The 25406-nt window shown below is 67.2% G+C and carries 19 protein-coding genes; 15 read left to right on the top strand and 4 right to left on the bottom strand.

Annotation, left to right across the window (positions count from 1 at the left end):
• Positions 1 to 150: 150 nt before the first annotated feature.
• The 8 genes from CYFUS_RS06735 to CYFUS_RS06700 all read left to right on the top strand — a co-directional run bounded on the left by CYFUS_RS06735 (position 151) and on the right by CYFUS_RS06700 (position 9469).
• Entirely contained in the window at positions 151 to 1269 is a 1119-nt protein-coding gene (locus tag CYFUS_RS06735; protein WP_269770215.1) for an ABC transporter ATP-binding protein, read from the top strand.
• Positions 1256 to 2344 carry an ABC transporter ATP-binding protein gene (locus CYFUS_RS06730; protein ID WP_095984483.1) on the top strand — a complete coding sequence of 363 codons (1089 nt, stop codon included), beginning with the start codon at positions 1256 to 1258 and terminating at the stop codon, positions 2342 to 2344. The genes CYFUS_RS06735 and CYFUS_RS06730 overlap by 14 nt, the downstream gene beginning before the upstream one ends.
• Positions 2345 to 2387: 43 nt before the next feature.
• Positions 2388 to 3254 (top strand): carbohydrate ABC transporter permease, encoded by an 867-nt coding sequence (locus CYFUS_RS06725; RefSeq protein WP_002628065.1) that lies wholly within the window; start codon positions 2388 to 2390, stop codon positions 3252 to 3254.
• Positions 3251 to 4042, top strand: a complete 792-nt coding sequence (locus CYFUS_RS06720; protein WP_095984482.1) for a carbohydrate ABC transporter permease — start codon at positions 3251 to 3253, stop codon at positions 4040 to 4042. Before CYFUS_RS06725 ends, CYFUS_RS06720 begins: the two co-directional genes overlap by 4 nt.
• Before the next feature lie 5 nt (positions 4043 to 4047).
• A complete protein-coding gene (locus CYFUS_RS06715) occupies positions 4048 to 4326 on the top strand; it encodes a DUF2160 domain-containing protein (protein ID WP_198316479.1) in 279 nt (92 codons plus the stop codon).
• Positions 4327 to 4330: 4 nt separating this feature from the next.
• A complete protein-coding gene (locus CYFUS_RS06710) occupies positions 4331 to 6109 on the top strand; it encodes an ABC transporter substrate-binding protein (RefSeq protein WP_095984481.1) in 1779 nt (592 codons plus the stop codon).
• A gap of 135 nt (positions 6110 to 6244) precedes the next feature.
• Positions 6245 to 6772 carry a hypothetical protein gene (locus CYFUS_RS06705; RefSeq protein WP_157758289.1) on the top strand — a complete coding sequence of 176 codons (528 nt, stop codon included), beginning with the start codon at positions 6245 to 6247 and terminating at the stop codon, positions 6770 to 6772.
• 516 nt (positions 6773 to 7288) lie between these two features.
• A complete protein-coding gene (locus CYFUS_RS06700) occupies positions 7289 to 9469 on the top strand; it encodes an HET-C-related protein (protein WP_232537409.1) in 2181 nt (726 codons plus the stop codon).
• Between the two features lie 273 nt (positions 9470 to 9742).
• Here the strand turns inward: CYFUS_RS06700 and CYFUS_RS06695 are convergent, their stop codons facing one another.
• On the bottom strand, positions 9743 to 10105 hold the full coding sequence (locus tag CYFUS_RS06695; protein ID WP_157758288.1) for a hypothetical protein: 363 nt from the start codon (positions 10103 to 10105) through the stop codon (positions 9743 to 9745).
• Positions 10106 to 10666: 561 nt separating this feature from the next.
• Here CYFUS_RS06695 and CYFUS_RS06690 point away from each other — a divergent pair.
• Positions 10667 to 14446 carry an Ig-like domain-containing protein gene (locus CYFUS_RS06690; protein WP_157758287.1) on the top strand — a complete coding sequence of 1260 codons (3780 nt, stop codon included), beginning with the start codon at positions 10667 to 10669 and terminating at the stop codon, positions 14444 to 14446.
• Between the two features lie 103 nt (positions 14447 to 14549).
• Here CYFUS_RS06690 and CYFUS_RS06685 read toward each other — a convergent pair whose 3' ends face one another.
• Together CYFUS_RS06685 and CYFUS_RS06680 are read right to left on the bottom strand one after the other, a co-directional pair.
• Positions 14550 to 15470, bottom strand: coding sequence for a transposase (locus CYFUS_RS06685; RefSeq protein WP_095984476.1), 921 nt, complete (start codon positions 15468 to 15470; stop codon positions 14550 to 14552).
• Positions 15471 to 15694: 224 nt separating this feature from the next.
• The gene (locus CYFUS_RS06680) at positions 15695 to 16522 is read right to left on the bottom strand and encodes a hypothetical protein (protein WP_157758286.1); all 828 of its coding nucleotides are present in this window, start codon (positions 16520 to 16522) and stop codon (positions 15695 to 15697) included.
• 192 nt (positions 16523 to 16714) lie between these two features.
• Here CYFUS_RS06680 and CYFUS_RS06675 point away from each other — a divergent pair, with 192 nt between their 5' ends.
• Both CYFUS_RS06675 and CYFUS_RS06670 read left to right on the top strand, forming a co-directional pair.
• Positions 16715 to 19216 carry an RCC1 domain-containing protein gene (locus tag CYFUS_RS06675; protein ID WP_232537408.1) on the top strand — a complete coding sequence of 834 codons (2502 nt, stop codon included), beginning with the start codon at positions 16715 to 16717 and terminating at the stop codon, positions 19214 to 19216.
• A 159-nt stretch (positions 19217 to 19375) separates the two neighbouring features.
• Positions 19376 to 19993, top strand: a complete 618-nt coding sequence (locus tag CYFUS_RS06670; RefSeq protein ID WP_095984474.1) for a nucleoside deaminase — start codon at positions 19376 to 19378, stop codon at positions 19991 to 19993.
• 115 nt (positions 19994 to 20108) lie between these two features.
• Here CYFUS_RS06670 and CYFUS_RS06665 read toward each other — a convergent pair whose 3' ends face one another.
• The gene (locus tag CYFUS_RS06665) at positions 20109 to 21260 is read right to left on the bottom strand and encodes an IS4 family transposase (RefSeq protein WP_095991839.1); all 1152 of its coding nucleotides are present in this window, start codon (positions 21258 to 21260) and stop codon (positions 20109 to 20111) included.
• 126 nt (positions 21261 to 21386) lie between these two features.
• Between CYFUS_RS06665 and CYFUS_RS06660 the strand changes: the two genes are divergently transcribed.
• From CYFUS_RS06660 to CYFUS_RS06645, 4 genes are read left to right on the top strand one after another with little or no spacing between them, the layout of a single operon-like run.
• Positions 21387 to 21872: an RNA polymerase sigma factor gene (locus CYFUS_RS06660; protein WP_002628053.1), complete on the top strand. Its 486-nt coding sequence runs from the start codon at positions 21387 to 21389 to the stop codon at positions 21870 to 21872.
• Positions 21869 to 22573 carry a hypothetical protein gene (locus CYFUS_RS06655; protein WP_157758285.1) on the top strand — a complete coding sequence of 235 codons (705 nt, stop codon included), beginning with the start codon at positions 21869 to 21871 and terminating at the stop codon, positions 22571 to 22573. Before CYFUS_RS06660 ends, CYFUS_RS06655 begins: the two co-directional genes overlap by 4 nt.
• A complete protein-coding gene (locus CYFUS_RS06650) occupies positions 22570 to 24126 on the top strand; it encodes a caspase family protein (RefSeq protein WP_095984472.1) in 1557 nt (518 codons plus the stop codon). Before CYFUS_RS06655 ends, CYFUS_RS06650 begins: the two co-directional genes overlap by 4 nt.
• Positions 24126 to 25406: a hypothetical protein gene (locus tag CYFUS_RS06645; RefSeq protein WP_095984471.1), complete on the top strand. Its 1281-nt coding sequence runs from the start codon at positions 24126 to 24128 to the stop codon at positions 25404 to 25406. The genes CYFUS_RS06650 and CYFUS_RS06645 overlap by 1 nt, the downstream gene beginning before the upstream one ends.

The raw sequence follows: 25406 nt of genomic DNA, 5'->3' as shown, positions 1-25406 counted from the left end.
GGGTTTTCCTTGGACGCATGAGGACCCTCCAACAATCTGGACGGCGAGAGATTCCGACTCCTTACTCGCCTGACCCTGGACCGGGCGAGAACCTTCTCCCTACAGTGCGCGCGCGATGACAGCGGCCTGGAGCAACGAGGGATACATCTGGTGAAGCAAGGCATCGAGCTGGACGCAATCACACGCGTGGTCGGCGGAGAAACGCACCTCGCGGACATTCACTTGACGCTCGAACCCGGCTCCTTCCACGTGCTGCTGGGCCGCACGCGCGCGGGCAAGACGTCACTCTTGCGCCTGCTGGCGGGACTCGACAAGCCCACGCGGGGCAAGGTGCGCGTGAACGGCACCGACGTCACCGGCGTGGACGTGCGCAAGCGCGACGTGGCCATGGTGTACCAGCAGTTCGTCAACTACCCCTCCCTCACCGTCTACGAGAACATCGCCTCGCCGCTGCGGCTGGCGGGCAGGCTGGACGCGAAGGAGCTGGACCGGCGCGTGCGCGACACCGCCGCGGCGCTCCGCCTGGAGCCCTTCCTGCAACGGCTGCCCGCGGAGCTGAGCGGAGGCCAGCAACAGCGCACCGCCATGGCGCGCGCGCTCGCCAAGGACGCCTCGCTCCTGCTGCTCGACGAGCCCCTGGCCAACCTGGACTACAAGCTGCGCGAGGAGCTGCGCACGGAGATCCGCCAGCTCTTCCGGAACCGACCCGCCGTGGTGGTGTACGCCACCACCGAGCCCACCGAGGCGCTGCTGCTCGGCGGCCAGACGGTGGTGCTCCACGAGGGGCGCGTGCTGCAGACGGGCCCCACGCTGGAGGTGTACCAGGCCCCCACCACCGAGCACGTGGGCCAGGTGTTCAGCGATCCCCAGATGAACCTGTGGGACGCGGAGGTGACACAGGACGCGCGCATGCGCCTGTCCCCCGAGGTGGACTTCCCCCTGTCCGGCCACCTCCAGGGGCTCGCGCCGGGGCGCTACCGCCTGGGCCTGCGCGCCCACCACCTGCGACTGGCCCCCGCGTCCTCCACGGACGTGCGCATCCCCGCGCACGTGGAGCTGGAGGAGGTGAGCGGCTCGGAGACACTGCTGCACGCGGCGCACGCCGGGCTCGCGCTCGCCGCGCAGGTGGACGGCGTGCACCGCCACCACTCTGGCGCGCCCGTGGAGCTGTTCGCTCCGCCCTCGCGCCTGTTCGTGTTCGCCCCCGGAGGCCGGCTCGTGGCCGCGCCGCCGTTCGCCCGCCAGGAGGCCGCGCATGGCCAGGATTGAGCTTCGCGGCGTCGCCCACGCCTACCGCCCCTCGCCCACCACCGACGCGGACTACGCGCTGCGTCCCCTCGAGCTCGTCTGGGAGGACGGAGGCGCCTACGCGCTCCTCGGCCCTTCGGGCTGCGGGAAGACGACGCTGCTCAACATCATCTCCGGGCTCTTGAGGCCCTCGCGCGGCCAGGTGCTCTTCGATGGCGTGGACGTCACCGCCGCCCCGCCCCAGCAGCGCAACATCGCCCAGGTGTTCCAGTTCCCGGTCATCTACGACACGATGAGCGTGCACGAGAACCTGGCCTTCCCGCTGCGCAACCGGGGCATGAGCCCGGGCGAGGCGCGCGCGCGGGTGGAGGAGGTCGCGGAGCTGCTGGAGCTCACCGGCGACCTGCCCCGGCGCGCCAGCGGCCTGTCCGCGGACATGAAGCAGCGCGTGTCGCTCGGCCGGGGGCTCGTGCGCCGGGACGTGGCGGCCATCCTCCTGGACGAGCCCCTGACGGTCATCGACCCGCACGTGAAGTGGCTCCTGCGCCGCAAGCTCAAGCAGGTGCACGAGCAGTTGAAGATGACGCTGGTGTACGTGACGCACGATCAGGTGGAGGCGCTGACGCTCGCGGACCGGGTGGTGGTGATGAACCAGGGCCGGGTGGTGCAGGTGGGCACGCCGCGCGAGCTGTTCGAGCGCCCGCTGGACACCTTCGTCGGCTACTTCATCGGCAGCCCGGGCATGAACCTCCTGCCGTGCGCGGTGGAGGACGGCGCGGTGGTGGTGGAAGGACAGCGGCTCGCGCTGGACGCGGGTGTGTGCGCGCGGGCGCGGACGGCCGGGGGCGAGTTGCAGCTCGGCATCCGGCCCGAGTTCCTCCGGCGCGTCCCCGAGGGCACGCCCTCCTCGGTGCGCGTCGAGGTGACGCAGGTGGAGGACCTGGGACGGCACAAGCTGGCCACGGCGCGGCTGGGCACCCAGACGCTCAAGGTGCGGCTGCCCGAGGACGAGCGGGTCGCCCCCGGAGAGACCTGCTGGTTGGAGCTGCCTCCTCCCTGGACGACGCTGTACGCCGCGGGCCGCGCCGTCTCCTGAATCCCCGAACGAGAACCCCCTTTTCTTCTCAGGATCCGACTTCATGGAGAAACCCACCCGACAGAGCGCCTGGCTCCTGGTCGCCCCCGTGTTGGTGGCCGTCGCCTTCAGCGCCGTCATTCCCCTCATGACGGTGGTGAACTACTCGGTGCAGGACATCCTGGGCCCCGACCAGCGCGTCTTCGTGGGCACGGAGTGGTTCCGCAAGGTGCTGAGGGATCCCGAGCTGCATGGCGCGCTGCGCCGGCAACTGGGCTTCTCGCTGGCGGTGCTGGCGCTGGAGATTCCCCTGGGCGTGGCGCTCGCGCTCGTGCTGCCCAAGGCGGGACGGGCCGCGTCGGCGAGCCTCGTGCTGGTGGGCCTGCCGCTGCTCATCCCCTTCAACGTGGTGGGCACCATCTGGCAGATCTTCGCCCGGGGCGACATCGGCCTGTTCGGCGTGGCCATCAACGCGCTGGGCATCTCCTACAACTACACGGCGAGCGCCCTGGACGCCTGGCTCACGGTGCTGCTCATGGATGTCTGGCATTGGACACCCCTGGTGGCGCTCTTGTGCTACGCGGGCCTGCAAGCCATTCCCGAGGCCTACTATCAGGCGGCGCGCATCGACGGCGCCACGGTGTGGGCCACGTTCCGCTACATCCAACTGCCACGGCTCAAGGGCGTGCTGACCATCGCGGTGCTGCTGCGCTTCATGGACAGCTTCATGATCTACACCGAGCCCTTCGTGCTCACCGGCGGCGGGCCCGGCAACGCCACCACGTTCCTGAGCCAGTACCTCACGCGGCTCGCGGTGGGCCAGTTCGACCTGGGCCCGGCGGCGGCCTTCTCGCTCGTCTACTTCCTCATCGTGTTGCTCTTCAGCTACGTCTTCTACACCGCCATGACCCACCAGAAGGAGGCGCGATGAGACGCCTCGCCGTCCCCCTCTATCTGGCGCTGAGCTTCGTGCCCATCTACTGGCTCGTGTGCATGTCGCTCAAGACGAACGAGGAGATATTGGGCGACTTCTCCGCCTGGCCGCGCTCGCCCACGCTCGACAACTACACCACCATCTTCACGGACCCCTCGTGGAGCATGAGCTACGTGCACTCGCTCACCTACGTGAGCATCAACACGGTGCTCTCGGTGCTGCTCGCGCTGCCCGCGGCGTATGCCTTCTCGCGCTATCGCTTCCTCGGCGACACGCACCTGTTCTTCTGGCTCTTGAGCAACCGCATGTCGCCCCCGGCGGTGTTCCTCCTGCCCTTCTTCCAGCTCTACTCGAGCATCGGCCTGTTCGACACGCCCTGGGCCGTGGCCTTCGCGCACATGCTCTTCACCGTGCCCCTGTCCGTGTGGATCCTCGAGGGCTTCATGTCCGGCGTGCCCCGGGAGATCGACGAGACGGCGTACATCGACGGCTACAGCTTCCCGCGCTTCTTCCTGCGCATCTTCTTCCCGCTCATCCGCTCGGGCGTGGGCGTGACGGCGTTCTTCTGCTTCATGTTCAGCTGGGTGGAGCTGCTGCTCGCGCGCACGCTCACGTCGGTGGAGGCCAAGCCCATCGTCGCCGCCATGACGCGCACGGTGAGCGCGGCGGGCATGGACTGGGGCGTGCTGGCCGCGGCGGGCGTGCTGACGCTCGTGCCGGGCGCGGTGGTCATCTACTTCGTGCGCAACTACATCGCCAAGGGCTTCGCCCTGGGGAGGGTGTGAGCCCCATGGACATGGAATGGATGGCGTGGACGGCCCCCACGGCCGGCTTCTTCGGCTTCATCGTGCTCGTGCTCGCGGCCTACACCGTCTGGGGAATCCGATCCCCGTCCCTGCCTCGCAAGGGCCTGCTGCCCATGAGCACCACCCGCGGAGACCGCCTCTTCGTCGGGCTGCTGGGCAGCGCCTTCGTGCACCTGGCCTGGGTGGGCCTGACGGATGCGTCCGTCTGGGTGGCCACCGCTCTGTCGTTGCTGTTCCTCGTCTTCGTTTCTCGCTGGGGGTAGACCGATGAAGAAGACCGTATGGACGTTGGCCTTGGCACTGGCCGTTCCGGTGGCGGGCTGCAAGAAGGAGTCGAAGCCGGCGGAGGGAGACAAGCCCGCCGCCACCGCGCAGCCACAGGTGGACGTGGCCGCCCTGGAGAAGGCCGCCGAGAAGTGGGTGGACGAGGAGTTCCAGCCGAGCACCCTCACCCGTGAGCAGCAGCTCGCGGAGATGAAGTGGTTCCGCGAGGCCGCCGCGCCCTTCCGCGGCCAGACCATCAACGTGGTGTCCGAGAGCATCGACACCCACGTGTACGAGTCCAAGACGCTCGCCAAGGCGTTCTCGGAAATTACCGGCATCAATCTCAAGCATGACATCATCCAGGAAGGCGATGTCATCGAGAAGCTCCAGACGCAGATGCAGTCGGGCCGCAACATCTATGACATGTATGTCAATGACAGCGACCTGATTGGCACGCACGTGCGCTACGGCCACGTGGTGCCGCTCACGGACTTCATGGCGGGCGAGGGCAAGGACGTGACGCTGCCCACGCTCGACATCGACGACTTCATGGGCAAGAGCTTCGTCACCGGGCCGGACGGGAAGATGTACCAGTTGCCGGACCAGCAGTTCGCCAACCTGTACTGGTTCCGCCACGACTGGTTCAGCCGGCCGGACCTGCGCGAGCGCTTCAAGAAGAAGTACGGCTACGAGCTGGGCGTGCCGGTGAACTGGTCGGCGTACGAGGACATCGCGGACTTCTTCACCAACGACGTGAAGGAGATCGACGGCGTCAAGGTGTACGGCCACATGGACTACGGCAAGAAGGACCCGTCCCTGGGCTGGCGCTTCACGGACGCGTGGCTGTCCATGGCCGGCGCGGGTGACAAGGGTCTGCCCAATGGCAAGCCAGTGGACGAGTGGGGCATCCGCGTGGAGGGCTGCAATCCGGTGGGCGCCTCGGTGACGCGCGGCGGAGACACCAACGGCCCCGCGTCCGTGTACGCGCTCACCAAGTACATCGAGTGGCTGAAGAAGTACGCGCCGCCCCAGGCGGCCGGCATGACGTTCTCCGAGGCGGGCCCGGTGCCGGGCCAGGGCAACATCGCCCAGCAGATCTTCTGGTACACGGGCTTCACCGCGCCGCTGATGAAGCCGGGCCTGTCCGTGGTGGACGAGAAGGGCCTGCCCAAGTGGCGCATGGCGCCCTCGCCGCACGGGCCGTACTGGGAGGAGGGCATGAAGCTCGGCTACCAGGACACGGGCTCGTGGACGATGCTCAAGAGCACGCCCCTGGAGCGCCGCAAGGCCGCATGGCTGTATGCGCAGTTCGTGGTGGCCAAGACCACGTCGCTCAAGAAGTTCCTGGTGGGGCTCACGCCCATCCGCGACTCGGACATCCGCTCCGAGCACGTGACGAAGGTGGCGGACAAGCTGGGCGGCCTGGTGGAGTTCTACCGCAGCCCCGCGCGCGTGGCGTGGACGCCCACGGGCACCAACGTGCCGGACTACCCGAAGCTCGCGCAGCTGTGGTGGCAGAACATCAGCCTCGCCGTCGAGGGTGAGAAGACGCCCCAGGAGGCCATGGACACGCTGGCCTCGCAGATGGACGACGTGCTCGGCCGTCTGGAGCGCGCGGGCATGAAGAACTGCCCGCCCAAGCTCAACGAGGTGAAGGACGCGAAGTTCTGGTTCGACGCGCCGGGCGCGCCCAAGCCGAAGCTCGCCAACGAGAAGCCCAAGGGCGAGACCGTGCCCTATGAGCAGCTGCTCCAGGCGTGGAAGGAAGGCCGCGAGAAGTAGCCGTCACGCGGGGAGGAGGCTCCGTGACATGGGGCCTCCTCTTCGAGGCGGACGTAGAGCACAGCAGTGGTTGGTACCGGGGGCAGTGGAAAAGGAGCGAGGATGAGAGCCACGTCGTGGATCTGGATGGGCGTCTTGCTCCTGCTGTTGGGGGGATGTCGGGAGCCCGCGCCCGCGCCTCCACCTGCCCCCGGGACCCCCGAGAACCCGCTCCTCACCGTGGAGGGAACCACCGTACGCTACAACGGGCAACTCCTACCCTGGGAGGACACCGGGGCCTGGCGGCGGGTACTCGGTCCGCCCAGCCGAGAGACGGAAGGCATCCTGACCTGGGACGAGCTAGGCGTTTTCCTCTACGACCAGGATCCCCAACGTCCCGGGCCTGAATCCTTCGAGGTTCTGCTGGGCCGCACGAGGCACTCCCCGCATACCGAGGGAGAGCCCGAGAGCTGGCCACGCAAAACCTTCACGGGCCGGCTCTTCGTAGATGGCGCCGCCATCACCAGCCGGTCCAAAATCCATGAAATCAATCGGGACAAGAAAGGCTCTGATTTTGCCCGCGACTACATGAGCGGGATATTCAGCTACTACATGGGGGATTTCTACGTGCGGCTCGACTATGGCCATGACCGCTCTCTCACGGCCTTCAGCATCTCCAAGTGATCGTCAGCGGTCGTGCTGCTGGTGTCCAGAAACGCTCGCACGAGCCGCTCAGTCGTAGGCTCTTGTTCCGCCTCTTCCGCCTTGCCACAGTAGCCGGGCAGCCGATGCGCCCAAGTGCGCACCCAGGGGGGAACATCCATGGCGGACAAGCCACGAAGCCACACGCGCACCCAACAACTCCCGCCCAACGCGTCCCATCCCTTACCGCCACCAGGACTCACTCCCCGAACACATCGGGTTCGCGCAGGGGACACCCTCTCCCGGCTGGCACTGGGCTACCAGGTCTCGCTGGAGTCACTCGTCGCCGCCAACCGCATCCAGGACGCTCGTCTGCTCTGGGTAGGACAGGTACTGACCATTCCGCCGGTAGACCCATCCTCCACCCGGCCCGCACCCTCCCCCGCTTCTCCTTCCACGGTGCCTCTCTCGCGGCGCAACACGGTGGTGCCTCGACTTCGCACCAGACCCTTCGGGAACTCCTCGGTCACGCCTACCTGGATCGCCATGGAAGGCGAAGTGCTCCAGAGCACCTTGGCTCTCGAGGAGCTGCACTCGCTCGTCACGTCGATGACGCCGGACGAGTTGCTGTCGTGGTTTCAGCTCATCTTTGGCGAAGAGATTCCTCGAACCGCCATCCAGCGCCTGCGCTCCGCCGTGCTCAACGGCTCCCTGCCCCCACCTCGGATCTTCATCGTTCGCGATGAACTCGACGGGCACCCAGCCGCCTACCACGGTCCGAGCCGCTCCATCCTCATCTCCCGTGGGCTCGTGCTCCAGGCGCGGAGCGACAACAACGAGGCCTGGAAACTGCTCGTGTGTCTCATCGAGGAGTTTGGCCATCACCTGGACCGGCTGCTGCGCACGCACTACTCCTCCGTCGGAGGAGATGCACTTCTCGATGAGGGGGCCCGGGTGGCATATGCCCTCATCGACTTCGGGTACAGCCGAGGGCAGCAACGCCGCGAGTTCGCCCGCTACACCACAGCCAGGGGCTCGGTGGCCTTGGAGGTGGAGTTCGCGGACATGACAACGGCCGTCCAGCGCTTCCTGAACGCGACAGAACAGCGTGAGGATGCCCGCTCGGGGGACCTGGAGTACTTCGGCGCGGGACGTGGCTCCGGACGCGAGGGCTCCTTCGGACATGAGTCCATCGAGGATGCCCTGGAAGACGCCAATTTCAAACTCGATGCACTCAAAGCCATCTATTTCGGCAATTGGCTGCGTGACCATTCGCAGCTCGTAGACCCCAAGCTGGTCCGCAAGAAGGGCGCCCGGGTCGACATGAGACTGTCCCGAGAATCCATCACGCGCATCGTGGACGTCATGGCACGAGAGAAGTTCGGGAATGTGCCCAAGTTCCGGGTGAATGCCCAACGTCTGGGCGTCTACCGCAACGAGGAGCACATCGATAATCCAAACGGCATCACGGACGCCCGCGCCATCGATCCCGCCTTCCGGGGCGCCTGCCTCGCCGAGGAGCTGGCCATCAAGTCCCTGCGGATGAAGAACTTCATTCGCACCGGGGGCCTGACCGGAGGCCGACCGCCGCGCCCCCACCGTGTGAAGGATGGGGAAACGCTGGACAGCATCGCCCGCGCGAATGGGCTCACCTGGCAGGCCTTGGCACGCCACAACTTCGGTACCGACGTCAAGGACGAAGTCTCCCGGCAGCTCTACACCAAGGTGGGCTGCCGAAAGAGGACTGCCGACGGCCGCAGCTACATCTTCACGAGCCAGGATTCACCCGGCCTCATCCAGATTCCTGGCGCCACGGGGGACCTCGTCCCGGAGGCGTCCTACAGCGCATTCCACTACATGAGCACCCAGCTGCGCACGGCCGTGAAGCTGGGGCGCACGGATGACGGCTTGCGGCACTTCGGCCATGCGCTGCACACCCTGGAGGACTTCTTCAGTCATACGAACTTCGTGGAACTGATGCTCATCCAGCTTGGCGCCTGGGTGGAACCATGGGTGCCCGCCCAGGGTGCAAAGGCGGGTGATGCCTCCTCCCTGGTCCTGACCAGTGGTCAGTTCGGCGGACTGGACACCATGGCGAGCCTCATCCTGGGCATCGCCGAATCGATGCAGAAGGAGCACGCGTGCATCCCGGGTGAGACGAGTTCGTTGACGGAAATCCTCCTGATCATCATGGAGGATCAGGGGTACACGGAGAGCCACGACATGCTGGGCGGCCTGTCGAAATGGTGGAATGGATTGGAGAAGGATCACCCCACCCTCGCCACCTTGAGTTGCGAGACGGTGGGCGTGGTGATGCGCTACCTCAAGGCGGGTATTGGAGGTATCGTCCAATCCGCGGGCAACCTCCTCGACGATGCGCAGACCGTCTTCCTGAGCGATCGCTCGAGCACCAATCCAACGCATACGCAATTGGCCAAGGACCATGATGACCACCCACTGCACGCCCTCGCGGCCACCCTGGCGGCGGGCGCCGTGCTGGACGTGGGCAAGGTCATCCAACGGGCATGGAGCGGCAAGGCCACTGCGGACGACGTGGTGCTCACCGCCTCCCATTACTTCCTGCACCCCGCCTGGATCGACCCCCATGGCAACGCTGGATGGATGAAGGACCGCGTCCAGGCGTGGACCCAGGCCATCGGGAGGTCATCGCACGCATGGGCGCGAAGGGCTGGGCAGAGGAGTGGACGAAGCAGGCCTCTCGGCACATCCAGGAGTTGAAGGAACGTGCCACCAGGCTCATGAAGGGGAGCAGATGAGAGCATTGGCAACTCCTGCCCTGGGAGGACACCGGAGCCTGGTGGCGGATGCTCGGTCCGCCCAGCCGGGAAAACGAAGGCATCCTGACCTGGGATGAGCTGGGCGTTTTCCTCTATGACCAGGACCCCAAGGTCCCTGGACCCGAAGCCTTCGAGGTCCTCTTGAAACGTCCTGTGTCCCATGCCAGCCCCCTGCTCAAGGGCAAGGGACAGGAATGTGTGTTCCTGCTTATCCCTATGATGCCAACACAGCACTGGCAATATCAGCAGGAGTCGTCTCAAGGCTCAGCTCGAGGCTCATATTCACCATCTCGTCGCAGAATATGATCTCTTCACCTGACGGAATGAGCTGGCGAAACCAAAGAGCGAATGCCGCGCAATCCGCCAGATCTCCAGAGAAGCTCGCCGATTGTCCTTTCCGATAAAACGTTCCAAAGAGCACTGATTTCTCCATGGAAAGTTCGAAGTCCAGGACAGCTGGCCGACTGATGTCTTCAATATCGCGCGTATGTGCAGTTGGCCACCGAGCCAGCAACTGACTCTTGAATTCGGATGTGGGAAGCACCCAATCCGTCTTGATGATCACGAGAAAGTCCATCCATGCCCTCATTTCATCGCTTGAGCACTACTTTTCCTGGAACTCTCAACTCAAGCAGCAGGGACTCGAAGTAAACAACAGCCCGTCCAATGAGATGCGCATCGTCCGCTCGAGCACCATCCGCCCAAACCCGTTCACCACCGCCCTCTACCAAGATTTCCTCTGGACCTGCGTGCTTTTGCTGGAAACCAGCAGAACCCCCTGCTTTGACCGGACATAGCGAGTAGCCGCTTTTCACTGGAAGCGACTCCTTCGAGGGACCGGACTCGTGGCCGAACGGCTGCCGCGGGCCCATGAGCGCCTCGCGGCCCATGCGGCTGTACTTACAGAGCTTCGACCAGTAAACATCCCGGACTTCTCCACGGCCTTGGCGCCTTCGATGCGAAGCTGAACTCAGCGAGGGGGGGATGGGTGCCCTTCTCCTCGAAGCAAAAGGACAATATGCACGCATCCTGTCTTCGTTCCTCGCGAGCCACACTCGCGGCTGTCCTCTTCCTCGTCCTGTCCTGTGCACGGGAGAAGACGCCCGAGTCACCCCCGGCTGGGCCCTCGTCCGGAAACGTGAGCGCCCCCTTCGACATCGGAGCCGTCATCCGTCAGGTGCGCCTGGCCTACCGGCAGGAGGGAGCGGGTTGGCGCGGCGGACGCTCGACCTATGACGTGCGGGCGGACGGGGACGGACTCACGCTGACGCCCGTCCGCCCCGAGACGGAGCCCGTGCGAGGCGGGTCGCTGAAGCTGGGAACGGCGCGGCTCGCGCGGGGAGACGTCCCCGTGGGCACGGAGCTGGCCCGAGCGCACGTCGAACAGGATGGGCACCTCTCCTTCACGCATGACGGCTACGTCGAGCACCTGCGCAACGGCGAGCAGGACGTCGAGCAGTCCTGGCGTTTCGAGCAGGCACCCGCCGGCGAGGGAGACCTCCTCCTGCGCATCCCGGTGGAGGGCCTGACCTTCAACGGAGTCACCGGCAGTGGCTTGCACTTCGCGGATGGAAAGACGGGCCTCGGCGTCCGATACGGTCACGTCTCCTGGGTGGAGGAAGCCTCGGGACGACGCACGCTGCTGGAGGCGGAGCATGCCCAGGGACAGCTCCAGGTCCGCGTCCCCTCCGGGCTCCTCGCGAGCTCGGCCTATCCGGCGGCGTTGACCACGAGCATCTCTCCGGAGATGGGACTGGATGAGCCGGTGCCCACCTGGGAGCCGTCCCCCCAGAAATTTCCGCGCGTGGCCTCCAACGGCACGGACTACCTCGTCGTCTGGGCGGACGAGCGCAACGCTTCCGGCTCCGACATCTACGGCGCGCGGGTGAGCGGCACAGGCGAGGTGATGGATATCGCGGGGCTGGCGATCTCCACCGCGCCCGAGAGACAATACTCTCCGGCCGTGGCCTTCGACGGCACGGACTACCTCGTCGTCTGGACGGATGAGCGCAACCTCGCGACCACCAAGGCCGACCTCTACGGCACGCGGGTGACGAGCGCGGGAGTGGTGGTGACGCCCTCCGGCCTGGCGATCTCCACCGCCGCCGGTGACCAGAACTCCCCCATGGTGGCCTCCAACGGCACGGACTTCTTCGTCGTCTGGACGGATGAGCGCAACCTCGCGACCACCAAGGCCGACCTCTACGGCACGCGGGTGACGAGCGCGGGAGTGGTGGTGACGCCCTCCGGCCTGGCGATCTCCACCGCGACCGGCGACCAGTACGGCCCGGCCGTGGCCTCCAACGGCACGGACTACTTCGTCGTCTGGGAGGACAAGCGCACCGGAGTCGAGCAGGACATCTATGGCACGCGGGTGACGAACACGGACACGGTGATATCCCCCTCCGGCCTGGCGCTCACCACCGCCACCGGCGGCCAGTACAGCCCTTCCGTGGCCTCCAATGGAGCGGACTACCTCGTCGTCTGGGAGTCGGCGGAGGATGACATCGAGGCCCTGCGGGTGACGGGGAGCGGTGGGGTGGAGGGCCCCCCGCGAATCATCCTCAACTCGAGCGAGAGCCGGTTCTCGCCAGAAGTGACCTCCAACGGCACGGACTACCTCGTCGTCTGGGGTTACGGCAGCAGCAGCATGCCGGTGAATTGGGGCGTCGGGGGCGCGCGGGTGACGAGCACGGGCGAGGCGGTGGGCATCTGGTCCCTGGGCATCTACGACCACGGGCGCGACAGCCAACTCCAGCCCACCGTCGCGTCCGATGGGACGAGCTACTTCGTCGTCTGGATGGATCCCCCCAGCACGGTGGACAATCGCTTCAACGTCTACGGCAGACGGGTGGTGGACGGAGATGTGGGCATGTCCCTGGTGAGGATCTCCACCAGCGCCAATGCACAGGAACAGCCGGCGGTGGCCTCCAACGGCACGGACTTCCTCGTCGTCTGGGAGGACCAGCGCGGCTCGGACTTCGACCTCTACGGCACGCGGGTGAGTGGCACCGGCACGGTGCTGGACCCTTCGGGCCTGATCCTCTCCAATCGTTCCAGCAACCAGCTCTATCCGTCGGTGGCCTCCAACGGCACGGACTACCTCGTGGTGTGGCAGGACTTCGCGGGCAGCGCCCTGGACATCCGGGGCAGGCGAGTGACGAGCACGGGAGTGATGCCGGATGACTCGGACCTGCTCATCTCCACCTCATCCGGCGACCAGCGCATTCCGAAGGTGGCCTCCAATGGCACGGACTACCTCGTCGTCTGGAACGATGATCGCGCCGGAGGCACGAACACGGACGTCTACGGGACGCGGGTGAAGAGCACGGGTGAGATCCTGGACCCCTCGGGGATTCCCATCGGCACGAGCCCCCTCGACCAGGAAGACACCGCCGTCGCCTCCAATGGCACGGACTACTTCGTCGTCTGGGTGCTGTCGGTGGCCAGTACCAACAGAGACATCCAGGGCGCGCGAGTGACGAGCACGGGTGCGGTCCTGGATGCCTCGGGTCTGGTCCTCTCCGCGACACCCACCTACAAGAGCAACCCGGCCGTGGCCTCCCATGGCACGGACTATCTCGTCGTCTGGGCGGATCGGAGCGACGGGACGACATCCGACATCCACGGCACTCGGGTGAAGAGCACGGGCGAGGTGTTGGATCCGTCGGGCCTGGCCGTGTGCAAGGCAGCGAACGAGCAGGCCACACCCGCGCTGGCCTTCAATGGTGAGGAGTATCTGGTCACCTGGTCGGACAAGCGCAACGACACCGATTGGAACCTCCAGGCAACCCGGGTGCTCACGACGGGCGAGGTGCTGGAGCCCACCGGACTGCTGATCTCCGGGGAGCCCGGGGCGGAAATGTCTGCCTCGCTCGCGGTCAATCCCCAGCGAAAGTTCTTCGTCGTGTACTCGCGCTTCGATGCCTCGCCGGGCTTTGGCAGCGAGCGCATCCGCGCCCGGTTCGTTTCCTTCAGCCACCCGCCCCGGGCCACGCCGCAGCGCCTCACCACGTCCGAGGATCTGGCACTGGCCCTCACGCTCTCGGGATTCGATCCGGATGGGGACACGCTCACCTTCGCCGTGGTGTCTTCGCCCTCGCACGGCACGCTCTCCGGCACTCCGCCCCGCCTCACGTACACGCCGGCGGCCGACTTCCACGGTACGGACGCCTTCACCTTCACCGTGAGCGATGGAGAGACCACCTCCAGTCCCGCCACCCTCGACCTCGACGTCATGCCCGTCTCGGATGCCCCCTGGGCGAACGCGCTGTCGCTCTCGCTCCATGCGGGAGAGACGGTGCCCATGACCCTCACCGGCTCGGATGCCGATGGGGATTCCCTGACGTTCGCACTGACCTCCCACCCGGAAGGCGGCGTCCTGGCAGGCACGCCTCCCTCACTCACCTTCACACCCGACTGGAGCTTCCGGGGCCGGACGTCCTTCACCTTCACGGCGAGCGATGGCAGTGCCACATCGGAGCCCGCGACCGTCACCCTCGACGTCGTCAACCGCGCGCCCCAAGCGACGTTCTCGGTGAACAATCCCCTCCCCTACCGAGGGCAGCTCGTGGGCTTCACCGCCTCGGCGTCGGATCCGGACGGAGATGCGCTCACCTACCGTTGGGACTTCGGCGATGCCTCTCCGCAGGCGAGCGGCGCGTCCGCCTCGCACACCTACGCGGCCCCGGGGCGCTACACCGTGACCCTGACCGTGACGGATGCCTTCTCCACTTCGGTCTCGGAGACCTCGACCGTCGAGATCCTCAACCGCGGCAACGGCTCCGATGGCCCAAAGGAGCCCACCAGCGGTTGCGGATGCATGGCGGGAACCGGAAGCGGAGCCGAGGCCTTCTTGGGTCTCGTCCTGCTCACCGGCCTGACCCTGCGACGCCGTCGCCCGAGAGGGTGTCCCTGAGAGGGTGTCTGTCCTGAGAGGGTGTCAAAGAACTTGAGTCGAGAGGGAGTCCTGAGAGGGTGTCAAAGAACTTGAGTCGAGAGGGAGTCCTCCCGAGAGGGTGTCAACGAACTTGAGCAGGTGCGACACGCGGCGGGAAGGCAAAGGGAGGAAAGCAGGCCAGGAAATCCCCCCGACTCCACCGCGCCGCCGCCTCTCGAAATGCCGCGACGAAGGCCCGATATTGTTCGCGTAGCTCCTTCAATGCCTGCCGCGTGGAGGCATGGCCCAACGGCCTCGGGCTCCTCTTGAGGTGCTCGGGCCGGGTATGCGGGTGCTGCGCCTTCACGGCTCGCGCTCCCAGCACAGGCGTGCCCCGGGTTCGAGCCTTGGCTTCCACTTGCTCCACCATCCCCCGTACCGCACGCTGCCTCTGCTCCTCTTTCAGTCTTTCCCAGCACGGCAGTCGCGTGAGCTCCAGTTCCACCGGCTCGGCCCATTCCTGTGCGAAGCGCCCCTCCCCCGCCATGTCCTCACTTCCCCGTTTGCTCCAGCGCTTCGTCCAGTTGAACCACTGGAACACTCTGCGCGCCGGCCCCAGCAATTGTGGCAAGCACGTGAGACCCGGCCACTCAGCGCTCCTCTCCACCAGGCCCTCCTTCACTCCATGGGCCAGCACGTAGCGCAGCCGGCCCTCCAGTGCCGTGTCGTCCAGCACTGGCTCCGCCGAGTAGCGCCGCTCCCAGAAACCTCCACTCCAGTCCACCAGCTTGCCCACCTTCTTGGACAGGTTGGCGCGCAAATACTGCATGAAGCCGGCAAGCGCGGCACCTCGTGCCCACACCAACAAGTGGAAGTGATTGGAGGCGAAGGTAAAGGCGTACAGCCGGATGGTGCCCGCGCTCTGCTGGACGGCTCGTGCCAGCACCCCTCCTACCACCTCGTTCACCTCCGCGCTGGGGCGTAGCAACAGTCGCCCCTGGAAGCACCTGGACGTGACGAAGTAGTAGCCCTCCTCCTGGAACATCCTCAGCGGCCAGCCCATCCCCTGCCCCCCTCGTGAGCACAGCGAAGCCGGATGCACCGCGCGCGCCAACTCGCAAGTCCGCGGAAGCATTTGAAGCGGGTGGGATCCACCGTCCACGGCGCGTTTCGAGTCCTTTGACACCCTCACGGGACACCCTCACGGGGGGCGTTTCGAGTCCTTTGACACCCTCACGGAAGTCCTTTGACACTCTCACGGCTCTCACGGGGGACACCCTCACGGGCTTAGGGCACGTAGACGGTGTTGATGGCCGGAGCCACCGGGTCGTAGAGCACGACGATGACGTCGCGGCTGGGGAGGAAGTCGAACTCGGACGCGTAGTCCAGGGAGAGGCGGCCCTCGTACCGCTCGCCGCGCACGATGAAGCTCCAGCGCAGTTCGGTGGGCGGCGGCCCCTTCTTCCGCACCGGCCTTCCGTCGCCGAAGTACGTCACCCGCGCGAGAATGGGGATGCCAACGCGGGCCGCGCGCGACTCACGGTGGTTCGTCCGCAAGACGAGCAGCAGGCCCACGCCGCCAGCGAGGGGGAACAGCAGGAAGAGCCCCCCCAGGCGCCCCATGGGTGTGAGGGTGGTTCCACGGATGCGGGCCAGGCCTTTGCGGTGCTCGAGGATCACGCGCTGGCCCGGTTGGAAGCTGCCGCCCGGCTCGCAGCTGCGGCCCACCAGCCCGCCGTCTTCCGAGTGGAAGCGCGCGCAGTACACGGGCGGACGGGGCTTGCGCTTGCGACTCCCCACCTCCACCGAGTCGACGACGCCGGGGACCTCGAAGGAGTGCTGGTCCAGCAGCAGGTCGCCCACCGCCCGAGGTGCCTGGAAGATGGCGCACAGGAGCAGGCCCACGAGCAGGAAGCCCAGGCTGGAGTAGAACGTGACGCGCTGGGGCCCCGCGAGGGCGAGCACCAGGCGGCGGGCCTCCTTCGAGGGTTTGCGCGGCGCCCTGGGGACGCTCGCGAGCAGCGCGCGCGCCCGCTCGATGTCGCCAGCCGGGACGTCCGCGAGGGCGGCACGGTTGTGCTCAGGAGGCGAGTCGGCCATCGGTACCGAAGACATGGGCGGACATTAGCCCAGGCCCTGCCCCTGCCCGGAACTGAACGCGCCCCCACCCTTTTCGTTGCCATTGCGAGAGCGGCAAGTTCATCGACCTGTGGAAGCAGCAGGACGGCACCTGGAAGCTCGCACGGGTCATCAGCTACAACCACCAGCTGGCCCAAGCCCACGACCAACTCCGCCTGGAGGCTGTGCATGATGCCGTCATTCCTGTCACGCTGGGTGCTGCTGGGAGCGCTGCTGTGCTGGGCCTCGAGCTGTAGGAGCGAGAGCCCAGCTCCCCCTCCTCCCGAGAGCAAGAACTCAGCCCCCACCCTCCTCCCAGGGGAGCAGTCCGCCACCCACGTGCAGGGCCTGGGCACTGTCACCTTCAACGCCACCGCGCAGGATTCGGAGACGACTCCGCTGACGTTCTCCTGGACGGCAAGCACGGGACTGCTTGGGGAGCCCGAGAGCATTGGCACGCGCAGCGCCGTGACGTGGACGGCTCCGGCCTTCGCGCCAGCGGGTACACCGGTCACGGTGACCGTGACGGTGACGGACGCTGACGGGCTGGCCGCCACGCAGAGCTTCCGCCTCACCGTCAGCCCCGGCGCGCTCTCCGCTGCCCTCAGTGTTGGGTACAATCACTCGCTGGCCCTGCGCGGCGATGGCACCGTCTGGGCCTGGGGCAACAACGAGGAGGGACAGCTCGGCGATGGGACCCGGCTCCCCCGCCTCTCGCCCATCCAGGTCCCTGGACTGAGCGACATCACCGCCATTGCCACGGGTGTACGCTGCTCCCTGGCACTGCGCGGCGATGGCACCGTCTGGGCCTGGGGCAACAACTTCGAGGGTCAGCTTGGCCGCGAGACGCCTTCCAATCCCACCGTCCCCGGACAGGTCCCCGGCCTGAGCGGCATCATCGCGATTGCCGTGGGCAATGGTCACGCATTGGCGGTGCACGGCGATGGCACCGTCTGGGCCTGGGGAGCCAACTACTCGGGGGAGCTGGGGGATGGGACAACCACCCGCCGCTTCACCCCGGTCAAGGTCTCTGGGTTGAGCGGCATCACCCGTGTCGCCGCCGGCACTGTCTTCTCGCTGGCGCTGCGCAGTGATGGCACCGTCTGGGGCTGGGGGTTCAACCAATACGGACAGCTGGGAGATGGAACGACCACCCCCCAGCGTACGCCCGTACAAGTCACGGGGCTGACCCGTGTCACGGACATCGCCGCCGGTGGACACCACGCGTTGGCACTGCGCGGCGATGGCACCGTCTGGGCCTGGGGGTTCAACCAATACGGTCAACTGGGAGATGGAACGGCCACCCAGCGCTCCACCCCCATGCCCGTCCTCGGACTCACCCACGTGACCGCGCTCGTCGCAGGCAGCTACCAGAGCCTGGCGCTGCGCGAGGATGGCACCGTGTGGGGGTGGGGCCATAACGACACGGGGCAGCTCGGAGATGGGACGAGCGTCGATCAGCCCCTTCCCGTGCAGGTCCCTGGGCTGAGCGGTGTCAGAGCCCTTGGCACAGGCCAGGCCCATTCACTGGCATGGCGAGGAGATGACACCCTCTGGGCCTGGGGCAACAACGCCGATGGGCGGCTCGGGAATGGAGCCTTGCCCCACCGCCATGCTCCTGGCCAGGTCTCCGGGCTCACCGGCGTGACCGCTCTGTCGGCGGGAGGGTTTCATGCGCTGGCCCTGCGCGGCGATGGCACCGTCTGGGCCTGGGGCGTCAACGCCGATGGGCGGCTCGGCGATGGAACGGTGCTCAACCGGCTGGCGCCGGTACCGGTCCCCGGACTCACCCAGGTCGTGGCCGTTGCCGGAGGCTTTACCCATTCGCTGGCGCTGCGCGCTGACGGCACTGTCTGGGCCTGGGGCGGCAACGCCCAGGGTCAGCTTGGCGAGGGGACGACTGTCCCCCACTCCACGCCCGTGCAGGTCCCCGGGCTGACCGACGTCACCGCCATTGCCGCGGGGGAGTCCCACTCGCTGGCGCTGCGCGCTGACGGCACTGTCTGGGCCTGGGGCGAAAATCGCTGGGGACAGCTCGGGGATGGAACCCTGAGCAACCGCCGCACACCAGTCCAGGCCATCGGCCTCACGGGCGTGACCGCCCTGGCCGCGGGTCAGCGCCACTCGCTGGCGCTCCGCGAGGATGGCACCGTGTGGACGTGGGGCGACAACAGCCGATGGCAGCTCGGCGAGGTGTCGGGCAGCCGCCATACTCCCATGCAGGTCCCCGGGCTGACCCGCGGTGCCGTCGTGGCAGGGGGCTACGGCCACTCCCTGGTGCTGCGCGACGATGGCACCGTCTGGGCCTGGGGGGGCAACACCGAGGGCCAGCTCGGCGATGGAACGCCCAGCCAGGGCCGCGCCAGCCCCATGCAGGTGTCCGGACTGACGGGCGTCACCGCCATCTCCGCGGGGTTCCACCACTCGCTGGCCGTGCTCGGTGAGGGCACCGCCTGGGCCTGGGGGGGCAACACTCGGGGGCAGTTGGGCGATGGCACCACCCTCCACCGCGCCACCCCCGTGCAAGTCCCTGGGCTGAGTGGCGTCATCCCCCTGGGTGCAAGCTACACCTACTCGCTGGCTGCAGCGGGCGATGGCACTGTCCTGTCGTGGGGTGACAACCTCGCAGGGGAGCTTGGCTTTGGGGTTGCCGCGATCCAGGTCGCCCCAGTGCAGGTGGCGCTTCCATGAGCACCGCCTTCAACCCCCTCGGCGCCGGGTCCCGTCTGTTTTGGAACGCACGAGGCCTGTACGCTGGGTGCTCCGAGCGAGCGGCTGGCGGCGCTGTCTGATAGGGATGCGCCGCACGCTCGTCACCTTTTCTGGCGAGCCGATCCGGCAGGAGCGCTCATGAACGACGCACCCCCCTTCGCTACGCGCGTGAACGCACAGCTGCCCGATTGGCTCGTGAGAGAGCTGCCCACGTACAACACGCTCCTACCCACCGCCGCGGATCGCGTCGCCCTCACCAACAGGCTCGCCGCGCGCAACTACAAGGAAGGCAACGGTGGGCCGTTCGCCGCGCTCGTCGTCGACCCCGCGACGGGCGAATTGATCTCCATCGGCGTCAACGTCGTGTTGAGTTCGGGCCTCTCCTCCGTGCATGCCGAGGTCATGGCGCTCTCGCTCGCCCAGGCCCGCCTCGACGCCTGGGATCTGGGCTCGGCGGGCGGCCGCGAGCTCGAGCTCGTCGTCAACTGGCGCCCGTGCACGATGTGCTACGGCGCGCTCGTCTGGTCCGGCATCAAGCACCTGCTCATCGCTGGCGACGGCCCTGAGTGCGAGGACCTCACGGGCTTCGATGAAGGCCCCATGCCCGAGGACTGGAAGGCGGAAATCGAGCGTCGCGGGATTCGCGTCACCTCGGGTGTGCTGCGGGACGAGGCGGTCGCCGTCTTCGCCGAATACGGTCGCGCGGGTGCGATCGTCTACAACGCTCGCGGAACCGGTTCACACCGGCGGGATTGAGCCGCCCCCCTACTCGAAGCGGTGGTGCCGCCGCGTGTCTCGCATCTGCCTTCCTGTGCTCGAAGGCTGGGTGTACGCTCCAATCGCCGAGATGGACTCGCCCTGACCCATCCCCTCATATTGGGCCGAGAAATTCCTGAAAAACTGGCTGTTCACGTAACAGCGAAGCGAATCGCTTCATCAACGGGACGAGCTGCTCCTCCGGCATCATCGGGATGGCTTGGTAATACTCACAGCCCTGCCGGAAGAGTGAGTAGGTGCGCGTCTTCACTGTGTTGGCTTTGAGGTAGCGCTCCATCCCCAAGCTCTCCCCCGCCGCCCCCAGCAGCGTCAGCAATGCGCAGGCCAGCGCGCTCACCAACAGCAGCCGGTCCCGCCTCTCCGTCGAGCGGACCCTCACCGACGACAGGCCCATTCCAAAACGCAAGTCCTTCATGTCGCGGAATGTTTCCTCCGTTCGAAACCTCTTGCCATACAGCCCCACCACGAAGGCCGCCGTCGCTTCTTTCAAGCTCGTCGCCAGGCACCACGCCTCCTTCATTCCCTTCTGCTTCACGCACACCACAGCTCCCACGGGCGCTTCGTCCTGGGTGACTCGCGCTCCCACCATGCGCACCGCCCGGCCCGATTCGGGCACCCACTCGCCCGCGCTCTTCTTCTCTCCCGTCTCATCCATCACTTGAATGCACTGACGGAAGCGCACCACGTAGTCAAACTTCAGTTGCTCGAGCAGCGCATAGAACTTCTGGTCTCCAAAGCCCCGGTCGGCCAGTAGTGTGAGCCGCACCCGCTCGGGCACCACCTGCCGCAGTCGATTGAGTACGAAATCCTCAACGTCATTGCGCATCCCCTCCAAGGCGGACTTCTCCACCGTGAGCCAGACCAGGGGCGTCGTGCGTCCATGGCTCGCCACCAACGACGCCACCAGCGTTGTCTGCCCATCCGCATCGAAGTCCGTCCAGTCCAGCGCCACCAGTGCCTCGCTTCTCTGTCCCAAGGCAAAGGGCACCCACTGTGCGAACAGCGCCCAGACATCAATCCCTTGGTTGGACAAGAGCCGGTCCACCTGCTTCACCCCATGCTTGCTCTTGGTGCCTCGCGCCCACGCCAGGGCTTTGCCAATGAGATGAACCCCCAGGCTGGCAGCGTGAATGACACCCAGGACCGCGTAGGCCAGGGACAACACGCGCTTGGCGTGCAGGTCTTCTTCGAAGAGGGACTCCAGAAAGGTATGCACCTGCTGGTCATCAAGGCGAGGCTTACGCATGACCGCAGAAGTAAGCATGCGGGTCCTACTTCTCGCACTACTCGGCCTACGCGGCGCTCCCTTGCTCGCCTGTTAAAATGAGGGGATGGCTCAGGGACTCGCCCCCTCCCCTTCTCGGGTTCCCTGATGCACGACGGAGATGCCCTCAGCGAGGTCTGCCGTAGGCTTGGACCGGCCATCTACCGCCGTTGTCTGAAGATCCTGCGCAATCCGGACGAGGCGTCGGACGCCTGTCAGAAGGTCTTCATGCAGCTGGTCCGTCACCGCTCCCGGCTGCCCCCGGAGCCCGAACAGCTTCGCTGGGTCTACGTGGTCGCAACGCGGGTGTGCTTCGCCCAGCTGCGAGACGATGCCTGGGAGACGGCGAGTGGAACGGAGCTGAACCACGACGCGCCGGCGCCCACGGACAGCTTCGCGGAGGTGGCCGACCGGCAGATGGCCCTCAAGGCGCTCTCCTGCGCCACGGAGCACGAGCGCATGGTCGCGTGGCTCGTGCTCGTCGACGGCCACTCCCAGCAGGAAGCCGCCGAGCTTCTTCGCCTCTCGCGCAAGACGATCGGCAAGCGCATCCAGCTCTTCTTGGCGAACGCGCGTCGGGAGCTCTTCGAATGAACGCACCACGTACGGCGCAGTGCCCGAGCGATCTCGCGCTCGAGGAGCATCTGCTCACCGCGAACCCCGCAACCGCCAGGCACATCGCCGGGTGCGCCCACTGCCAGACGTGGGAGCGGTCCGCCGCCGAGGCCGCACGCGCGTTTGCTCGCGAAAGCCCTCGCTTGATGGCGAAGACCCGGGCAAGGACCTCGTCGGTGAGGCGATGGGCGCCACTGCTGCCGCTGGCGGCCCTCGCCGGAGCAGCCCTGCTCTTCCTCCGCCCGACGCCGCCGGATGCCCCGCTCTATGCGACCAAGGGCGAGGTGCTCACCGTCTACGTCGGAGGACAGGGCGAGGCGCGAGCGGCGACGCAGGGGGAACGGGTACGCCCAGGAGATGAACTGCGCTTCCACGTGGCTCCCGGCCCAGGGGCGTTCGTCTGGATTGCCTCCGTCGACTCGACGGGCACGGTCTCGCGCCTCGCGCCCGCGGAAGGGACGACGCCGCTCGCGGTGGAGGGGGCGCAGCTGCTTGCAGGCGGCGCGGTGCTCGATGCGACCGAAGGACCCGAGCGAATCTGGGCGGTGATCTCGAAGGAGCCCCTGAGCTGGGCCGTCGTGGAACAGGCACTCCAGGGGAGCCCGGTGCGCGACCCCGCGGCGATTCACATTCCCGGCGCGCGAACCGCCACGGTGCTGCTCGAGCGAGGCGCTCCATGAGCCGGCTCGCGCTGCTCGCCGCGGTCTTCTGTGCTGCTTCCGCGATGGCCCAGATGCCCGAGCGGCGCTTTGCCCTCGCGGTCGGCAGCAACGTGGGCGCGCCGAGTCATTCGCGCCTCCGCTTCGCCGAGGCGGATGCCTCGCGCTTCGCGGACGCGCTGAGGGAGATCGGGGGCTTTCGCGGAGAGGACGTCCGCGTGCTTCATCACCCCACCCGCGCGCAGCTTCTCGCCGAGGTGCGCGCGCTCGAGCAGCGCATCGCCGGGGCGGCCCGTGACTCCTCGCGGCGAACGCTGCTGCTCTTCTACTGGTCCGGACATGCCACGGAGCAAGGCCTGGAGCTCGGGGGAGAGAGTCTCGCCTTCGCGGAGTTCCGGAAGCTGCTCGGGGCCTCGCGCGCGCACGTGCGGCTTGCCATCGTGGATGCGTGCAGGTCCGGAGGGCTCGTCACCACGAAGGGGGCCAAGGCCCTGCCCAGCGGGTTCGAGCTCAACGTCACGAGCGACGAATCACCCGATGGAACCGCGATCGTCGCGTCCTCCGGCCCGGGGGAGAACGCGCTCGAAAGCGCGGAGCTTCGCGGAAGCTTCTTCACGCACCACCTGACGGCCGGGCTTCGCGGTGCGGCGGATGCCGATGGAGATGGTCGCATCACGCTTCAGGAGGCCTATCGCTACGCCTATGCGAAGACCGTCTCGCATACGGCCGAGATCTCGGGAGTCGCCCAGCGGCCGACGTACGCCATGGACTTGAAGGGCAAGGGCGACCTCGTGCTCGCCGACCTGCGCCGTGCGGATGCGCGTCTCGTCTTCGCCCCCGGGACAGAGCCCGACAAGCGCTGGCTCGTCGTGCGCGACGAGGGGCTCGGCGAAGTGCTGGAGATCCGCGAGGACCCGGTGAAACCACGGCGTCTCGCACTGCGTGCCGGACGCTACCGCCTGATTCGCACGACGGCGGACGACGTGCGGACCGGAGCCTTCGTGCTCACGCACGGGGAGGAGCTGACAGCCACGACGGTCACGATGACACAGCGTCCTTTCGCCGAGCGCGGGGAGAAAGGCGGCGAGGTCCCGGGAAATGGCTTCGGCCGGGAGCTGGAGCTCCTCGCCGCGGTCGGCCTCAACACGCCTCCACTTCGGGGCATGGGGCTCGCGCCCGCGCTGCTGCTGGGAGGCGACCTCGCGGTGGGCGCATCCCAGACGCTGCGGATCCGCGCGAGATACCAGGACGGCCAGGGCCTGGATGACGGGCTGCCCTATGGGCTCCGGAGCCTCGGAGGTGACGTCGCGTGGTTCTGGCGCCTTCCCATTCGGGGGCTCGAGGTCGGCGGCCGTCTGGGCGCGGATGCGGTCAGTCAGTCGGTGGCGAGCACGTCGGCGGGGACGGCGTTCCGCGGGCGCGCCGGTGCGGTGCTCTCTTATGCGCTTCCCCTCGCGGGCCGGGTCTCCTGGTTCTCGGAGGCCGAGGCGCAAGCCGCCTCGTTCAAACTGAATGGCCAGGCTGTTCTGCGGCCTGGGTTCGAAGCCATCACCGGGTTAGGCTTCCGGCTCTGATGCGTGCTCCCCTCCTCGTCGCGGCGCTCGCCTTGCTCGCGGGTGCGTGCGGCGAGGGTCTATTCGATGCACGTGGGCGGCCCGACGTTCGCGTCATCGGGAGCAAAGGGGGCACCGTCACCTCCCGCGATGGCCGCGTCCGGGTGACCCTTCCGCCGGGTGCGCTCGAAAGAGAGGAGACGGTCTCGATCCGGGAGCTCGGCGTGCAGGGCTGGTCGGTCGGAATGACCTATGCACTGGAGCCATCGGCACGGACGCTCGCCCTCCCCGCCCAGGCCGAGATGCGCGCCGAATCGGCACCGGGCCACCGCGGCCCCGCTTCACTCGTTCGTGTGACCCGAGACGGCCTTCCAGCCCCGATGGCCGGCTCCTGGAGCGAAGGAACGCGGAGCTTCGGCCACCTCTCCGTGCTCGAGAATCTCGGGCTCGCGCAGCCCGAGTGCACCGAGCCCATCGAATGTGCGGATGGCTTCCGGTGCGAGGACGGCGCGTGCAAGGCATGTCCGGCCAACGTCTCCTGCCGGGCCAACCCGGCCCTCCCCGGTCCGCGGAACACCGGAGTTCCCGCGGGCTCGTCCCTGGTCCGGCACGAGGGGGACGTCGTGCTGGACACACCGGGCACCGTGCTCGAGGACCGGGACATTCGCGGTCGGCTGATCATCCGCGCGAATGACGTCACCGTTCGCCGATGCGTGGTCCACGCGCCGGTGCCACGCGAGATTGACGGCATCATCAGCGTGGCGGGGGCGACGGGCGTCTTGCTGGAAGACATCGAGGTCTTCGCCGAGGAGTCCTCGACGCTCCAGTGGGGGGTGATGGGCGGAGGTTTCACCGCGCGCCGGCTCGACGTGCACGGGGTGGTGGTCGGGATGAACCTGAAGTCCGGCGCGCGGGTGGAGAGCTCGTGGATTCACGCGCTCGACCCGGTGGGCGCACAGTACGGCATCAGCGTCTTCGAGGGGCGCGACATCGGCATCTACGACAGCAATGTGCACGGTCCGGGTGAAGAAGCCGGCGCGGCGGTCTTCGTGAACCAGCAGGACGGAGCGACGCGCGACGTGAGAATCGAGCGCAACCGTCTCGACCGCGGCAGTTGCATCGTGAACCTCGGACATTCGGGCGGAGCGAGCCTTCCAGGCATGGTGGTGCGCAACAACGTCTTCGGCGCCCAGACGGTCTTCGACTGTGCCGTGCTCGTGAGCACACAGACGCAGCTGTCCGCCGCGGGAAACGTCTGGGAGGCCACGGGCGTGGAGGTCCCGATCGAGCGGCACGATTGA

The organism is Cystobacter fuscus (assembly GCF_002305875.1).
GTDB lineage: Bacteria > Myxococcota > Myxococcia > Myxococcales > Myxococcaceae > Cystobacter > Cystobacter fuscus_A.
The sequence above is the reverse complement of the archived record's forward strand: the minus strand, read 5'-3'. Positions and strand labels throughout refer to the sequence as shown.

Bases quoted from the DNA above. Each gene is read 5' to 3' on its own strand.
- CYFUS_RS06725 (WP_002628065.1), top strand. From the start codon at position 2,388: ATGGAGAAACCCACCCGACAGAGCGCCTGGCTCCTGGTCGCCCCCGTG.
- CYFUS_RS06665 (WP_095991839.1), bottom strand. From the start codon at position 21,260: ATGCGTAAGCCTCGCCTTGATGACCAGCAGGTGCATACCTTTCTGGAG.
- CYFUS_RS06680 (WP_157758286.1), bottom strand. From the start codon at position 16,522: ATGTCTTCGGTACCGATGGCCGACTCGCCTCCTGAGCACAACCGTGCC.
- CYFUS_RS06710 (WP_095984481.1), top strand. From the start codon at position 4,331: ATGAAGAAGACCGTATGGACGTTGGCCTTGGCACTGGCCGTTCCGGTG.
- CYFUS_RS06670 (WP_095984474.1), top strand. From the start codon at position 19,376: ATGAACGACGCACCCCCCTTCGCTACGCGCGTGAACGCACAGCTGCCC.
- CYFUS_RS06650 (WP_095984472.1), top strand. From the start codon at position 22,570: ATGAGCCGGCTCGCGCTGCTCGCCGCGGTCTTCTGTGCTGCTTCCGCG.
- CYFUS_RS06730 (WP_095984483.1), top strand. From the start codon at position 1,256: ATGGCCAGGATTGAGCTTCGCGGCGTCGCCCACGCCTACCGCCCCTCG.
- CYFUS_RS06645 (WP_095984471.1), top strand. From the start codon at position 24,126: ATGCGTGCTCCCCTCCTCGTCGCGGCGCTCGCCTTGCTCGCGGGTGCG.
- CYFUS_RS06685 (WP_095984476.1), bottom strand. From the start codon at position 15,470: ATGGGCTGGCCGCTGAGGATGTTCCAGGAGGAGGGCTACTACTTCGTC.
- CYFUS_RS06660 (WP_002628053.1), top strand. From the start codon at position 21,387: ATGCACGACGGAGATGCCCTCAGCGAGGTCTGCCGTAGGCTTGGACCG.
- CYFUS_RS06655 (WP_157758285.1), top strand. From the start codon at position 21,869: ATGAACGCACCACGTACGGCGCAGTGCCCGAGCGATCTCGCGCTCGAG.
- CYFUS_RS06675 (WP_232537408.1), top strand. From the start codon at position 16,715: ATGATGCCGTCATTCCTGTCACGCTGGGTGCTGCTGGGAGCGCTGCTG.
- CYFUS_RS06720 (WP_095984482.1), top strand. From the start codon at position 3,251: ATGAGACGCCTCGCCGTCCCCCTCTATCTGGCGCTGAGCTTCGTGCCC.
- CYFUS_RS06715 (WP_198316479.1), top strand. From the start codon at position 4,048: ATGGACATGGAATGGATGGCGTGGACGGCCCCCACGGCCGGCTTCTTC.
- CYFUS_RS06695 (WP_157758288.1), bottom strand. From the start codon at position 10,105: ATGGACTTTCTCGTGATCATCAAGACGGATTGGGTGCTTCCCACATCC.